Here is a 14,239-nt window from a genome sequence, read left to right as displayed (position 1 = left end):
AACTTGTGTAATCCATGTTTTTATGATATCCTCAAGGGAACATAAGAAGGATGGGACATGCGAAATCGTCTACAGTTTAAGCTGGTATTACTTCTCTCTCTCTTTAGTATTTTTTCCACTGTTATCGTATCGGGTATAGAAATTCGCAATCGCTATGTTCGCGGATTGGACGATATACAGGCTGAATTGCAGAATCTCATGGAAACCCACGGGGCTACTCTCGGTCAGAATCTATGGCGTTTTGATGAGCCCTCCATTCAACTGCAAATGGAGAGTATGGCCAACTCACCTTCTGTGGTGGGGGTGAAAATTTCTGATCTTCGGGGAGGAATACGCACGTACGGTGATCGAGAGGATCACGTGGATGAGCTCTCTGTGTCTGGAAATATTTACCATGTGTACCAAGACCCACCGGTACATGTGGGAGATATTGCTCTCTTTGGCACGGAGGAGTCTCTTCGCAAAACAATTCTTCGCGATATTCCTGGGATGGTTATTGGCGAGCTGGGACGTACGATCACTTTGGCCGTGTTTTTTTTAGGGCTTTTCTATGTTCTTTTTGGAAAACACATGCGGACTATTATGGAGTATGTCGAAACATTTGATGTTGAAAACTCTCCGGCAAAGATCGTTCTAAAAAGAAACGGTTTTAGGCGTGGTACAGACGAACTCGATCGTCTTGTTGATGCTCTGGAAAAAATGGCCAGTCGAATTAAGCACGATCTTTTAATGCAAAAACAAGCCGAGCAGGAAATCCAACAGCGCGAAGAAGATTTACGGGTTACTCTTGCCTCAATTGGGGATGCCGTCGTAACCACGGACATGGCCGGGTGTATTACACGTATGAATCCTGTGGCGGAGCGATTGACGGGGGAGTCCTTCAAAGAAGTGGAGGGAACCCCCTTTGACGAAGTATTTCATCTGATTCATGCCCATACTCGTGAGAGGGTCGTAAGTCCTATTGATACGGTCATATCTCAAGGAAAGACACAGAGTATTGAGAGAAACGTACTTATTGTCTCACGGCATGGACAGGAGTATCATATTGGAGATTCAGCTGCTCCCATACGTGCGGCATCGGGAGAAGTTATGGGGGCGGTTGTCGTATTTCACGATATGAGCGAAGAGGTAGCCCTACAGGAAAAATTAAATCAGTCTCAGAAAATGGATGCCCTTGGTCAGTTATCCGGGGGGATTGCCCACGATTTTAACAATATTCTTGGGGGGATTCTTGGAGCTGCGGAATTGCTCACCAGTGAAGATCTTTCCCGTGAGGAGCGTGAAAACTACGCCGAACTCATTCGTACCACCGCTGATCGGGGGGCCGGATTAACCCGAAAATTACTCTCCTTTTCTCGGAAAGGTGATGCGGAAAAACGGCAGATGGAGGTCGTCTCTCTCGTAGAGGAAACGGAGGAAATTCTTGAAAGAACCCTTGATAAATCTATTGATATTACCGTACAAAACACGATTGGTTCTTCCGTGTATATCAATGGAGATGAAACCTTACTACAGAATGCTCTTATAAACTTGGGAATTAATGCAAGTCATGCCATGCCTCGCGGGGGGGCACTTCAATACCGTGTCAGCATAGTATCCCTCGATGCTGCCTATTGTGAAAAAAGTACCTTTTCCCTTTCACCGGGGGAGTATGTTGAAATAGCTGTTCGTGATACGGGATGCGGTATGTCTTCTGCGGTACAGCAGCGTATTTTTGAACCCTTTTTTACCACGAAAGAGATGGGTAAGGGCACCGGCTTAGGTTTGTCTGCAGTATATGGCGCCATGCAGGATCATGGCGGAGCTGTCACGGTGTATAGTGAAGAAGGGGTTGGGACGGTCTTTCGTCTCTATTTTCCCCGTGTGCTTCTGACGGGTGAGGTGCGGGATACTTCAGAGAAGGTGGTGCATGGAGCGGGGCTATTGTTGGTTATAGATGATGATGAAATTATGCGTTACACAGCCACGGCCATGTTAGAGTCTCTGGGCTATGAGGTCGTGAGTGCGCAGAATGGCCTTGAAGGATTACAGCTGTTTCAAAGAGAGCCTGAAACCTTTGACCTGGTTCTTCTTGATATGATTATGCCTGTTATGGGTGGGCGGGATACCTTTGAACGGCTTCGCCGTGTGCGGCAGGATATTAAGATTATTATTTCATCGGGATTTTCCCGTGATGAAGCTTTGCAGAGCCTGTATTTACAGGGGCTTGATGGCTTTATCAGTAAGCCCTTTAATCGGGTTGAGTTGAGCCGTATGGTTGCTGCAGTACTACAGAGAACCATGCCGAATTCTGGAAGAAATGATTAGAGAAGAGACGGGGCAAGATAATACAGGCCACTTTCCAATCTCTGTGAGCCAAAAACTCTATTCCACAAAGAGCTTTCCTGAAGATGCTGCAACAGTGGGTGCGGTTCTTTTTTCCGTGCCATGGGGGTTTGAGCGGGAAGACCAAGGGTGTCAATAATATATTGGACGGCCGTGGCGCTGCTTCCGATAGAGTCAATTAATCCATGCTGGAATGCCGTTGTTCCCGTGAAAATTTCACCCTCTGCATAGAGGGAAAGATCTTCTTTGTCCATATCTCTTCCACGGGCAATATCAGCAATAAATCTCTCATGGGTTTCTGTGAGGATATTCTGGAAATATTCGTGCTCTCCATCACTCATGGATCGATACGGGCTGCCCGCGTCTTTTCGATTTCCCGCGGTAATTACCCGCATTTCAACGCCAAGTGTATTGAGAAGGTTGTCGTATCGGGGCAGTTGCATAATAACACCGATACTGCCGGTGAGGGTACTTGGGTTGGCAAAAATTTTATCCGTACCGGCAGCTATATAGTATCCCCCCGAAGCTGAAACCGACTGCATTGTTGTCACCGTAGGCTTTGTAGATGCGTGCAGGGCCTCAAATATTTCCTGAGATGGGGCAACAGCTCCACCGGGGCTGTTTATTTCCACAAGAATAGCCTTCACCGTAGGGGTTCGTTCCAATTTTGCAATACGCTCAACAATATCTTGGGAATCCATGATGATGCCGTCGATGGTAACCACACCGATTACAGGATGTTGAAATGGCGATACACGTCCGTATGCATCGAAGTAGTCACCAAAGAGATGTACCTTTACAAGGGCAATAAGAAGCGGAAGACCGATAAGAGCAATGAGCACTATACAGAGAGGGAGATATTTTTTCATGACTACTCCGATTGACGTATCAGTAGGGTATCACCGGGATACAGACGTGTTGATGTTTCAATATTATTGGTGACGCAAATTTCATGTACGGTTGTATTAAAGGCACGTGAAATACTCCAGAGATTATCTCCCTGCTGGACAGTGTAGGTTGTCAACTCCGCGGAGTCGGATGCGGCTGCTGGTTTTTCTTGAGAGGGGCGGGGCCCTGTTGTATCAGGAATGTGAAGAATCTCCCCAACGCGAAGAACCTCCGTGGTGTCCCGGTTGTTCGCGGCGGCAATTTCTTTTGCTGAGGTACTAAATTTTCGGGCAATGCTAAAATAGCTATCACCACGGTTGACACGGTATCGAATGTGGTCTTGTGGGGCCTGAGAGGTTGTATAGTAGATAAGGCGTTCCCCAGGGTGGATTACCGGAGCGTGTACATCCTTGTCATTCCAGGTAATCAGTGAACTTACCGGAACAGAGAGAGCCTGCGAGATGGAAAAAAGAGTTTCTCCCTGGGATACCCGATAGTAACGCTTTTCTTTTTCCTCTGAAGAAGAGGAAGAGGGTTCTTCGGCAGGAGGAGTAGTTTCTTGGTGCGCTGTTTCATCTTTGGGTTGTTCTCCGAATATGGTAAGAGTATCACCAATGGAAAGGCGCCCTAGATCGTGTCCTGCATTCCATGATCGCAGGCTGTCAAGAGAGACCGCGTACTCCCTGCTGATGGCATAGGCTGTTTCTCCCGATTCCACCCTGTGGTACTGTTTTTGGTTCCGGCTTGGTTTTGCTGAAGCAGACTCAGGGGGTGTTCCTGTTTCAGGAGATCCCAGAAAGAGCGTGTCTCCTACACTGAGGCGGGCGAGATTTTTTCCTGGGTTATGTTGGCGTAATTCGTCGAGGCTGATCCCGTACTTCCGTGCAATGGCATATCCAGAATCTCCGGAGACGACCCGATGGGTTTTGGCATGATCATGGTCGGTGTAGATAGTAAGTATTTGTCCTGGTCGTATACGAGAAAGGGACACATCGGGGTTCCAAGAACGCATATCAGAAAGGGACACTCCCATGGTATGAGCTATTTCAGAGGCTGTTTCTCCGGCAGAAACACGATATCTTCGTTTTTGTCTTCCCGTGTCCTGAGGCTTCCCCCGCTGTTTTAACAGTCGTTCTGCCTCCTGGGTTGATTCAACGGGAATAAAGATATACCGTCCGGCCACAATGCGACTGCTCCGCATGGAATTAATGGATTGAATGGCGCTGACGCTGGTATTAAACGTACGGGCAATGGTGCTGAGGTTGTCACCGGGTTGCACTTTATACCGATACCACTCAACCATATCTGCTGGGGTAAGGCTGGCGTAGTAGGTATCGAAGGCGTCCCGTGTTCCCTCAGGCAGATACAAAATAACATCATCCATATTAGGCGGAGTTGCCCAGTGGAGAATGTGGGGGTTTAAGCTTTGTAGCTCATCATAGGTAACGCCGATTCCTTCAGCAATTCTCCGCATGTCAAGGCAGTCTGACACCATGACCGTATCGAAAGTGTAGAGCTCTTCCACGGGACCGTAGTCAAAGCCAAAACAGCGGGCATTCTTGGCAATAATTTGATAGGCAATATAGAGAGGCACGTAGTTCATGGTTTCACGGGGAAGACGGTCTAAATCCCAGTATGTATCGCCATCGGAGCGGTTTAGTTCTCGTCGGACCCGTCCCTCACCACAATTATAGGCTGCCAAGGCAAGATACCAATCATCAAATAGTCCATGGAGCCGAGAAAAATACCGGGCAGATGCAATGGTTGCTTTTATGGGGTCGCGTCGTTCATCAATCCAGTAATTCTGACGGAGATCAAAGATTTTTCCTGTTGAAGGAATAAACTGCCATACTCCCGAGGCGTGTGCCACGGAATACGCTTTGAGATTAAAGGCGCTCTCAAGAAGGGGCAGATAGGTGAGATCTGTGGGGAGGCCGTATTCTTCATAGATCTCATTCATAAAGGGGCGGAATTGTTCCCCCCGGTGTAGGAGACGGTTCATATAGGGCCGTCGATGTTCTGCAAGGAGTGTCAATAGTGCCGCGTTGACCCGTGCGTTATGGGTTATGGGGATATTATACGGGGCGGAAAAACAGTCTGTGGGAATAAGGGCGGTATCCATGGTCGTCGTGTCGAGACTACTCATAACAGATTCCAGCTGCATTTGTGTAACGTAGGGGGCTATTTCATCGGGCAGAGAGTCGAGATAGCTTTCGGGGGCAAGATTGACATAAAAATTCCCCATGCGTTCGTAAATGCGTAATTCCGCGATAAGGTCTTCATGGTGAGAAATTTCTTCGTGCGATAAAAGCACTTCAAAGGCAAGTTGTACCAACTCATTCCCCGTGGAAAAGTCGCCATCCATGGCAAATAATTCCGCTGCAGAGATGAGTGTATCAGAAATTAAGAGCACCTCAATAGGGTCGGTGATGAGGCGACTTTCATCCTCCGGAAGGTCCTTTCGGGGCTCTTGGGTTTGTTCCAGGGAGTCACGGACCACCTCAGCGCGGCTTCTCACGCGCTCCTCGCGCATGGCGGGAGAGCAGGCAGATATGAGGAGAATACCTACAATTGTACAAAAAAGAAGTGGTGTTTTCATAGGCCCCATTTATTTGTTGAATGTTTCTAAAATACGTTTTCGTAGAGCTGTAGTAAAAGCGTATTGTATAAAAAAATAATCAAATATTTGGGATGCATACATATTTGATATATTTTCCACCCTAGTAATGTTTCGTTTTTCAGATGGTGAGGCCATGGGAGAGACCCGGATTATTCTACTTCCCGGACAAGGGGCGCATTTCCCAGGAATGGGACGTGACCTTCTTTCATGCACGGCGTCACGTTTCCCCTATTACTTGGAAGCAGCCAGTGATTATGCGGGGGAAGATCTCTCACGTCTTGGTGAAGATATGGATTCGCACTCCTTTTGCCGGTCTGCCTACATCCAACCGCTTATCACAGCCATAAGCTTGGCCTATTACGCTCTCTTACAAGATGCTGGTGTGGAAGTTGATTATGTTCTGGGACACTCCCTGGGAGAGATTAGTGCTCTCGGTGTGGCCGGCGTTCTTTCTCCGGAAGAGACCATTGAAACAGCAGCATTTCGAGGAATTCACATGGATCAATGTGCCGCAGCGGTTACGGGAGGAATGTTTGTCCCGTTATTTCTGGAGTATGATACGGTTGCTGAAGAGATTCGTCGTCTGGGACTGGATAAAGAACTCTATATTGCGAATATAAATGCTCCGCAACAGCTGGTGCTTTCCGGGACTGTTCGTGCCTTTGATACACTTGCTGCATCCTTGGAGCGCTCCCATACCTTCCGTACGAAGCGACTTGCCGTGAATGGTCCTTGGCACACACCGTTTCTTGAAGAGGCTCGTGCCGCTTTTATTGAATGGGCTCCCACTCGTACGTTCCATGATGCCTCCATACCGCTCATCATGAACGCGACCGGTTCCTGTGAGGTGTCTGCATCGGTGATATGCCAACGTATTGCGGACCAACTGGTGTCTCCGGTATATTGGGGCAAATGTCTTACCTCAGCCGTTGATTTTTATGGGTGTACCACCGTATACGAGTTAGGGCCGGGGGGGATTTTAAAATCAACCCTTCGTGCGAACGGTCTGCAGAAAAAAATAACCTCCTACCATAGTCTCTCCACTGTTGAGGCGTTGAATCGCTTTATCACAGCGCAGGAGGTATAAGTGTTTACCGGGCTTATAGAGACCACCGGTGTTGTAACGACCATCTTTCGTGAAAACCGAAGTTTGGTAATGGGCATTACCCCTCAAACCGACCCCTACGACGTTTCACGGGGGGATTCCGTGGCCATAAATGGTGTCTGTCTTACGGTAGAGCGGTCTCGCGGAAGAGAGCTGTTCTTTCGGGCTGTCTTTGAAACGGTTGCAAGCACCACCTTGGGCACTGTATCTCATGGGGGGGTTGTAAATATGGAACGGGCCCTTGCTGTGGGAGGGCGTCTTGATGGACATATTGTGCAGGGGCATGTGGATACGCAGGCGACCCTTGTGGAAATACGCCCTGTGGGAGATTCCTTCTTATACGGATTTGATATTCCGGCTGCCCATGAACCCTATATTGTATCCAAAGGTTCTGTGGCAATAGATGGTATCTCACTGACCATAGCCCGTCAGGAAAAAGGGCGTTTTTGGGTTTCTGTTATCCCCGTTACTATGGAAGAAACAAATCTTCATTGTACAAAAATACACAACAAGGTAAACATTGAGTGCGATATTCTCGCCCGCTATGTTGAACGACTTCTCCGCTGTACATCAAAAGATGATGAGGGGCGGGGAGATACTGGTCTTATGAATTTATTGCAAAGGAGTGGGTTTTGAAATCCCTTGAAGAGATACAGGCCATCATTGAAGTATATAAACAGGGTGGTATGGTTATTATTGTGGATGATGAGGATCGGGAAAATGAAGGTGACCTTGCCTATGCCGGTCAGTTTTCCACGCCCGAAAAGGTGAATTTTATGGCTCGGTATGGTCGGGGGCTTATTTGCGCTGCTTGCGATGCTCCTGTTATTGAGCGGTTGCAACTTCCCATGATGACCAGTAACAATACGGCCTATCTTGAGACCGCCTTTACGGTATCCGTAGAAGCTCGTGAAGGGACCACCACGGGAATATCAGCCGAGGATAGAAGTACGACAATTCTCGCATTGAGCGATCCAAACTCGACCCATGCAGACTTTGTTATTCCGGGACATATGTTTCCCTTGAAGGCCAAGCCCGGGGGAGTGTTGCAGCGTATCGGTCAGACGGAAGGAAGTGTTGACCTTGCAAAGCTGGCCGGATTAGAGCCGGTTGCTGTTATTTGCGAAATTATGAATGAAGACGGCACCATGGCCCGACGTCCTGAATTAGATGAGTTTTCACACACCCATTCAATCCCCATTATTTCTGTGGCGGATATTGTGCGGTATCGACGGCGCACCGAGACCTTAATTGTCCAAAGTGCCGAGGCAAATATGCCCACAAGCCACGGTGAGTTTCGCATTCGTGCCTATGAAGATACCCTCTCCGGTAAAACCCATGTTGCGCTGTTTATTGGGGATATCTCTTCCGGTGAGCCGGTTATAACCCGTATGCACTCCGAGTGTCTTACCGGTGATGTGCTTGGGTCTTTGCGATGTGATTGCGGAAATCAGCTTGCCCATGCCATGGAGCAGGTGTCCCGTGAAGGGCGCGGGGTAGTCATTTATTTGCGTCAAGAGGGGCGCGGCATTGGCCTTGCCAACAAAATAAAGGCGTATGGTTTGCAAGATGACGGCTATGATACGGTTGAGGCAAATCATGAACTTGGCTTTGAAGATGATTTACGTGATTATGGTATTGGTGCCCAGATTCTAAATGAACTTGGGGTAGAAAAGATTCGTCTTCTTACAAATAATATGCGGAAGGTTGTTGGCCTCGAAGGCTATGGGATAGAGATTGTAGAACGACTTCCCATTGTGACAGAAGAGTGTGAACATAATCGTGCCTACTTGAGTACCAAACGAGACAAGTTGGGGCATCTTTTTGTAGACGAAAAAGAGCAGGAAGAATCTGTTGAGAACGTGGAGGAGTCGTCGCAAGATGATGACCGCTCTGATCTTGCAGGGTTCGGCCTGGAAACACTGTAACTGGAAGTAAAGGAGCAGATAATGGCACAGGTAATAGAGGGAATGCTTACGGGTAAGGGGCGAAAGGTTGCTCTGGTAACGGGGCGCTTTAATGACCTTATCACAGAAAAACTGCAGGGCGGTGCCGTGGATGGGTTGATTCGTCACGGGGTGCAGAGCGATGCGATTACCGTGGTAAAGGTTCCCGGTGCCTTTGAGATTCCCCTGGCAGCTCGCAAGCTTGCGGTGAGCAAGCAGTATGATGCGGTGATCTGCCTTGGAGCGGTTATCCGTGGTGCCACACCGCACTTTGAATATGTTTCCAGTGAGCTTGCGAAGGGTATTGGGCAGGTTTCTCTTGAAACCGGGGTGCCTGTTATATTTGGTGTTCTTACAACAGACACTATCGAGCAGGCTGTGGAGCGGGCTGGTACAAAATCGGGGAATAAGGGCTTTGATGCAGCCGTAACAGCTATTGAAATGATTAACGTTTTGGAAAAACTATAGGAACTTCATGGAATTAAGTAAAACGCAGAAGCGCAAAGGTAGAATTCTGGCTTTGCAGGTGTTGTACAGTTATGAGCATAATCGCAGTGCATCTATCGTAGATGTATTTGAGGCCGTAAGCAGTATTCCTGAGGCAGGACTATCATCGAATGACACAATTCGTTTTGCAAAGTCCCTTTGTGTCCTTGCGGTGCGATATATTACCCATATTGATAAAGTATTGTCTGATTATACAGATAACTGGGATATTACGCGGTTATCCTCCATTGATAGGAATACCCTTCGTCTTGCCGCCGCTGAAATTATTAGCGATCATGCAACTCCCTTTGCAGTGGTAATTAACGAAGCGGTGGAAATTGCAAAGGAGTATGGGACGGATGAGTCTGCCTCCTTTATTAATGGAGTGCTCGATGCCGCAAAGAATGAAATTCAAAAAATAAACAAGGAGTAGTCTTGTGAAACACAGTGTTGCCCATCGTCTTATTGGATGTGCGGTTTTTCTTACCGCCTTCTTAGTTTTCCTTAGTACTATGGCGCCTTCGGTCTCGTTCTGGGATTGCGGGGAGTATATCGCAACAACGCATATTCTTGGTATTCCCCATCCTCCGGGAAACCCTTTTTATATAGTACTGGGACGATTTTTTTCAATACTTCTCAGTGTCACCGAAATTCCTGTGGCACAGCGTATCAATAGTATCTCTGTTATTTCGGCGGCCTTTAGTGCTCTGTTCATCTACTTAATCATCGGCCGTATTTTACGGGCCACTTGGGGAACACCTGAAAAACGAGCAGATCGGGCAATCTTCTATATCTCTGGTGTTGTGGGTGCTTTTTTCGGTGTGTTTAACTACACCTTTTGGTTCTCTGCTGTAGAGGCATCTGTCTATATTCCCTCAATTCTTACGGTTCTGATTGGGGTATATACCGCACTTGTGTGGGCCCAATCGACGGAGTCAAATCGCGATCGATATCTCTTACTTTTTTCATACATTGCCTTTCTTGGTATCGGCATCCATATGATGGCCCTTTTTGCTCTTATCCCCGTCATGGCTTATGTAATGTTGATTGATCGGGATATGCGTCAAGACTGGCGTCTGTGGTGTATTGCTCTCATTCTTGGAAGTGTCGCTTACGATGTTTCTTCCTTTATTATTATAGCCCCCTTTCTTTTGTTGACCACCGGCTTATACACCTACCTACCTCTTATGGCAGCGCGAGTGGTTAATGTGCTCGTGGCGGTATCCCTCGTGATGTACAAGTTGGTTACTGCTCATGGTGCGGGAGAGTTGAATGTCGGTGGGCTTATTGGACTTGCTCCTTTTCTTTTGTTTGCAGGTATGACTGTGTATGCCTTTTTTACCACAGAAGGCATTGAAGCTTCGTTGCGGCGATGGCGTTTTGTCTTTTCCCTTGTTGTGTTTTCACTGTTGGGGTTTTCTATTCACGCGTTCATCCCGATTCGTTCAGCCATGGAACCCGTCATTAATGAGAATCATCCGACCATTGAGTTGGGAAATCGGAATCGCTCTCAACACGCCTATGAGGCATTCAAAACACTTCTTTCAGAGGAAAATCAAGCGGGACCTGCCTATGAAGCCTTTCAGGAGACGTTGCAGGAGCATGAAGAGGCGTATGACCTTTGGCGGGAGTTACGTCGAAGTCTTACCGGTGACTATCTCTCTCCTCATGCGGCGTATGAAGCATTCCAAAGGGCTCTTGAAGAAACCGATTTAGTTACATATCGTCGTGCGTTTATGGATGCTCTTGCGGAGAATGATGAACAAGCCCACGCCTTTGAGATGTATCAGAATGCCTTGGAAGAAGAGGCTCCCCGTGAGGAGGTGCAAGCATTGCATGAAGCCTTTACAAATTCCTTGCGTGCTGGTGAGGCGGATCTGCGTCAATCCTATGTGCAGTATATCCGCACGGTTCGCTCCCATGACACAGTGGGTGCTTTGTATCGTAACTTTGTACGGGCTCGTACCACTCGTGAAGGAAGCCGTGTATATGAAGAGTTACAGGAAGTACTACGGGAAACCCCCATCCTTCAAAATGCGTATAATGAATTGCAGGATGCTTTGGAACAACAAGGGTTTCAGTCATACTATACCGACCTTGTGTCTGCCATAGAAAACAATGCCCCTCATGGTGATAGCCTTCTTGCGAAGTTTGAGCGAACCCTTGCCGAATCGCGTGGGCCCGTTGCGGAGCAGTATGGAGAATTCGTCGAGACCGTAGAGGACGATGAAGAGTTGGCACGTTTGCGTATGCGCTACATGGATGCAGTTCGGCGAAACCGTGTTGGCAAAGATGCCTATGAAGAGTTTTTGGAAGCCCTTGAAGAGCATCCTGATGCTGCTGCTTCGTATGAAGCATTCCGTGCTGCCTTGGAACAGGACACCCAACGTCGTGCAGCATATGAAGATTTTGAACAGGCCCTTGGGTATGCCTCGGTGTTTGATCTCCACTGGGATGATTTTCGCGGGTTTCTTGAGCGGCAACAGTATGGAACCGAATCTATGATTACTCGTATGTTTCATCGTCGTGGTGATGTAACAACGCAGTTTGGCTTTGATGGGCATATGGGATATCTCGGGTTTCATCTTACGCAGTTTTTTCATTTCGGTGATCATATCTATCAAGATCGTATGGCCACGGCCGAGGATGAGCACTTTCGCCCCGGTGCACGTATGCGCAATACTGTCCTGGGAGATCACGGTGCGTTTTCTTTCTTTGCTTTTCTGGTGTACCTCATCCCAACTCTTATTATGCTCTGGGGGATCTACTTCTGGTATGGGCAAAACAAGCCCGCAACCATAATGCTCACGGTGCTTTTAGTAACCACAACCATTGCGTTTGGCCTCTACATGAACTTTGCAGACGGGACTCGACCGGATTCTCGCCGCGATGTTGAGGTGTATGAACAACAGGTAGAGCAGTGGCAGGAGCGACTGGATGAGTTTCAAGAAATTCGGGTCATGGCCTTGAATAATCCCCAGGTAAATGTTGATGAGGTTGATCGTGTCATCTCTCAATTGGAGGATAATAAGCCAGAGGCGCGACTTGTGCATCGGGAAGTGCGCATACGGGATTATTTCTACACTGCCGGGTTTATGTCTTTTGGTATGTGGATTGGTCTTGCCGTGGCAGGAATTCTTTTTACCCTGTTTTACTCTCCTGTACCACAGGTAAAAGAGCTGGTAGCACCCTTTGCTGCAGCCCTGTTCCTCGTGGCTCCCCTTCTTCCTCTCACTCAAAACTATGAGTTAAATGACCGGAGTCATGACTGGATACCCTACGATTATGCCTATAACTTGCTCAACTCGTGTTCAGAGAATGCAATTCTGTTTACGGGGGGCGATAATGACACCTTTCCTCTGTGGTTTATTCAGGAAGCAGCCGGGGTTCGGCGTGATGTGCGTGTGGTGAATTTTTCTCTTTTAAATACAAAATGGTACATTCGCCAATTGCGTGATCTTGAGCCCCGAGTTCCTATTACCCTTTCCGACTACGAGATAGATCAGCTTTCTCCGTCCCGGAATGAATATGGGATTGATCTTGAACCGCAACAACAACCGCGACCTCAATTTTTGGAGAATGCAAATATTAGTATTACTCCGCCAACCTACGATCAGAAGCCCTTTCTTTCGGTATCAAATAAGATGCTTTTGAAGATTGTTGATGAGAATGCTTGGGAGAAGCCACTTTACTTTGCTTTTGGGACGCAAGGGAGTGATCTCATGGGGCTGGAGCCTTATATGGAGACCCATGGTATGGTTCGTCGTCTTCGGCGGAGTCGGGGAAATCAAATGGATATGGAACGAACAAAATATCTTATGGATAGTGTGTACCAGTTCCGTGGTATCTCCGGTGATGAGTCTGTTGTGCTTAGTGAGACGGCGGAGAAAACAGTCCGTCACTATGTCTTTATGTATTTTCGTTACATAAATGAGCTTACCGGGCTGCGTCAGATTCAGCAGAATAGACAAATGATTCGTCAAGCGGAGCAACTTCTTCCCATGCGGCGGGAACGCCTTGCGCAGTTTGAGGCCGAGGGGAGTCCGGAGCAAGCTGAATTTGTTCACTCTCTTCGACAGCAGATCAGTCAAATAGAGGGTGAAAAAGTTCGTGCCCAAGATGAGTTAGACCGTCTTCTCCAGGGGTTTGATGAACATGTTGAAGAAGCGTTGTACTACGCCGATCGGGCCATAGAGTTATTGCCGAAATTCCCCATGTCCTATATTACGAAAGCTGAGATTTATCGGGCTGCAGAAGATGTTGAAGCGGCTATCGCTACTCTTCGAACCGGTATTGATGCATGTCGTATTCCTGAAAATGCTGATTTATATCACATGCTTCTTGGTATTCTTGAAGAAATGGGCGATATGGAACGGGTGCGTCTTCTACAACAGGAGATGGAAGAGATGTTGCCCGCGGAGTATCTTACACGTCAGTAACTACGCAATTGTGGGTGCCCCCCTTACCATACGCTGACGAAAAGAATATAAAAGAAGGTCCCTTGCAGGACCTTCTTTTTTTGTGTACAGAGCGGGGAGAGATCCCCGTTCTTTGATGGGTTAATCGTCGTAATGAGTAGGGATTGAAGTAGAAAAAAAACGGTTGTATATGTATTTTACCGCTTTGAAAACTACCACAAGTTTAACAATTTTCGACACTTTCATATGCAGCTCCTCTCGTATAAATTTCAGCGTATATAAAGATATACTCTGTCTCTTTCACTGAGGGGTTCCTTTTAAGAAATACTTTGTCACCAGGGTAAAGCGCTTTTCCAAAGAAGGTTTTTTTACCGAATCCGATGAGATCAAATAAAAAGACGACAAAAGTAAGTTGCGTCTAACATGTTCTGCAACCCTGTTGTATATTAGG

Annotated in this window: 9 protein-coding genes; 7 read left to right on the top strand and 2 right to left on the bottom strand. The window is 47.5% G+C overall.

Features of this window, described 5'->3' with window-relative positions:
* The first annotated feature begins 57 nt into the window (after window positions 1-57).
* On the top strand, window positions 58-2,307 hold the full coding sequence (locus CALK_RS03260; RefSeq protein ID WP_022636225.1) for a hybrid sensor histidine kinase/response regulator: 2,250 nt from the start codon (window positions 58-60) through the stop codon (window positions 2,305-2,307).
* On the opposite strand, the gene sppA is transcribed toward CALK_RS03260, so the two are convergent.
* Together sppA and CALK_RS03250 are read right to left on the bottom strand one after the other, a co-directional pair.
* A complete protein-coding gene (gene sppA, locus CALK_RS03255) occupies window positions 2,304-3,194 on the bottom strand; it encodes a signal peptide peptidase SppA (protein WP_022636224.1) in 891 nt (296 codons plus the stop codon). The genes CALK_RS03260 and sppA overlap by 4 nt on opposite strands.
* Before the next feature lie 2 nt (window positions 3,195-3,196).
* Complete coding sequence (locus tag CALK_RS03250) at window positions 3,197-5,812, bottom strand: LysM peptidoglycan-binding domain-containing protein (RefSeq protein WP_022636223.1); 2,616 nt, start codon at window positions 5,810-5,812, stop codon at window positions 3,197-3,199.
* 154 nt (window positions 5,813-5,966) lie between these two features.
* Between CALK_RS03250 and CALK_RS03245 the strand changes: the two genes are divergently transcribed.
* Genes CALK_RS03245 through CALK_RS03220 form a run of 6 tightly spaced genes read left to right on the top strand, consistent with a single transcriptional unit; the run spans window position 5,967 to window position 13,809 of the window.
* On the top strand, window positions 5,967-6,920 hold the full coding sequence (locus CALK_RS03245; RefSeq protein ID WP_022636222.1) for an ACP S-malonyltransferase: 954 nt from the start codon (window positions 5,967-5,969) through the stop codon (window positions 6,918-6,920).
* Window positions 6,921-7,574 carry a riboflavin synthase gene (locus CALK_RS03240; RefSeq protein WP_022636221.1) on the top strand — a complete coding sequence of 218 codons (654 nt, stop codon included), beginning with the start codon at window positions 6,921-6,923 and terminating at the stop codon, window positions 7,572-7,574. It begins immediately after the preceding gene.
* Window positions 7,571-8,866, top strand: coding sequence for a bifunctional 3,4-dihydroxy-2-butanone-4-phosphate synthase/GTP cyclohydrolase II (locus CALK_RS03235; protein WP_022636220.1), 1,296 nt, complete (start codon window positions 7,571-7,573; stop codon window positions 8,864-8,866). Before CALK_RS03240 ends, CALK_RS03235 begins: the two co-directional genes overlap by 4 nt.
* Before the next feature lie 21 nt (window positions 8,867-8,887).
* A complete protein-coding gene (gene ribH / locus CALK_RS03230; protein WP_022636219.1) occupies window positions 8,888-9,352 on the top strand; it encodes a 6,7-dimethyl-8-ribityllumazine synthase in 465 nt (154 codons plus the stop codon).
* 7 nt (window positions 9,353-9,359) lie between these two features.
* Window positions 9,360-9,803: a transcription antitermination factor NusB gene (gene nusB, locus CALK_RS03225; protein ID WP_022636218.1), complete on the top strand. Its 444-nt coding sequence runs from the start codon at window positions 9,360-9,362 to the stop codon at window positions 9,801-9,803.
* A gap of 4 nt (window positions 9,804-9,807) precedes the next feature.
* Window positions 9,808-13,809: a protein O-mannosyl-transferase family gene (locus CALK_RS03220; RefSeq protein ID WP_022636217.1), complete on the top strand. Its 4,002-nt coding sequence runs from the start codon at window positions 9,808-9,810 to the stop codon at window positions 13,807-13,809.
* Window positions 13,810-14,239: the final 430 nt, after the last annotated feature.

It is taken from the genome of Chitinivibrio alkaliphilus ACht1 (assembly GCF_000474745.1).
Lineage (GTDB): Bacteria > Fibrobacterota > Chitinivibrionia > Chitinivibrionales > Chitinivibrionaceae > Chitinivibrio > Chitinivibrio alkaliphilus.
The sequence above is the reverse complement of the archived record's forward strand: the minus strand, read 5'-3'. Positions and strand labels throughout refer to the sequence as shown.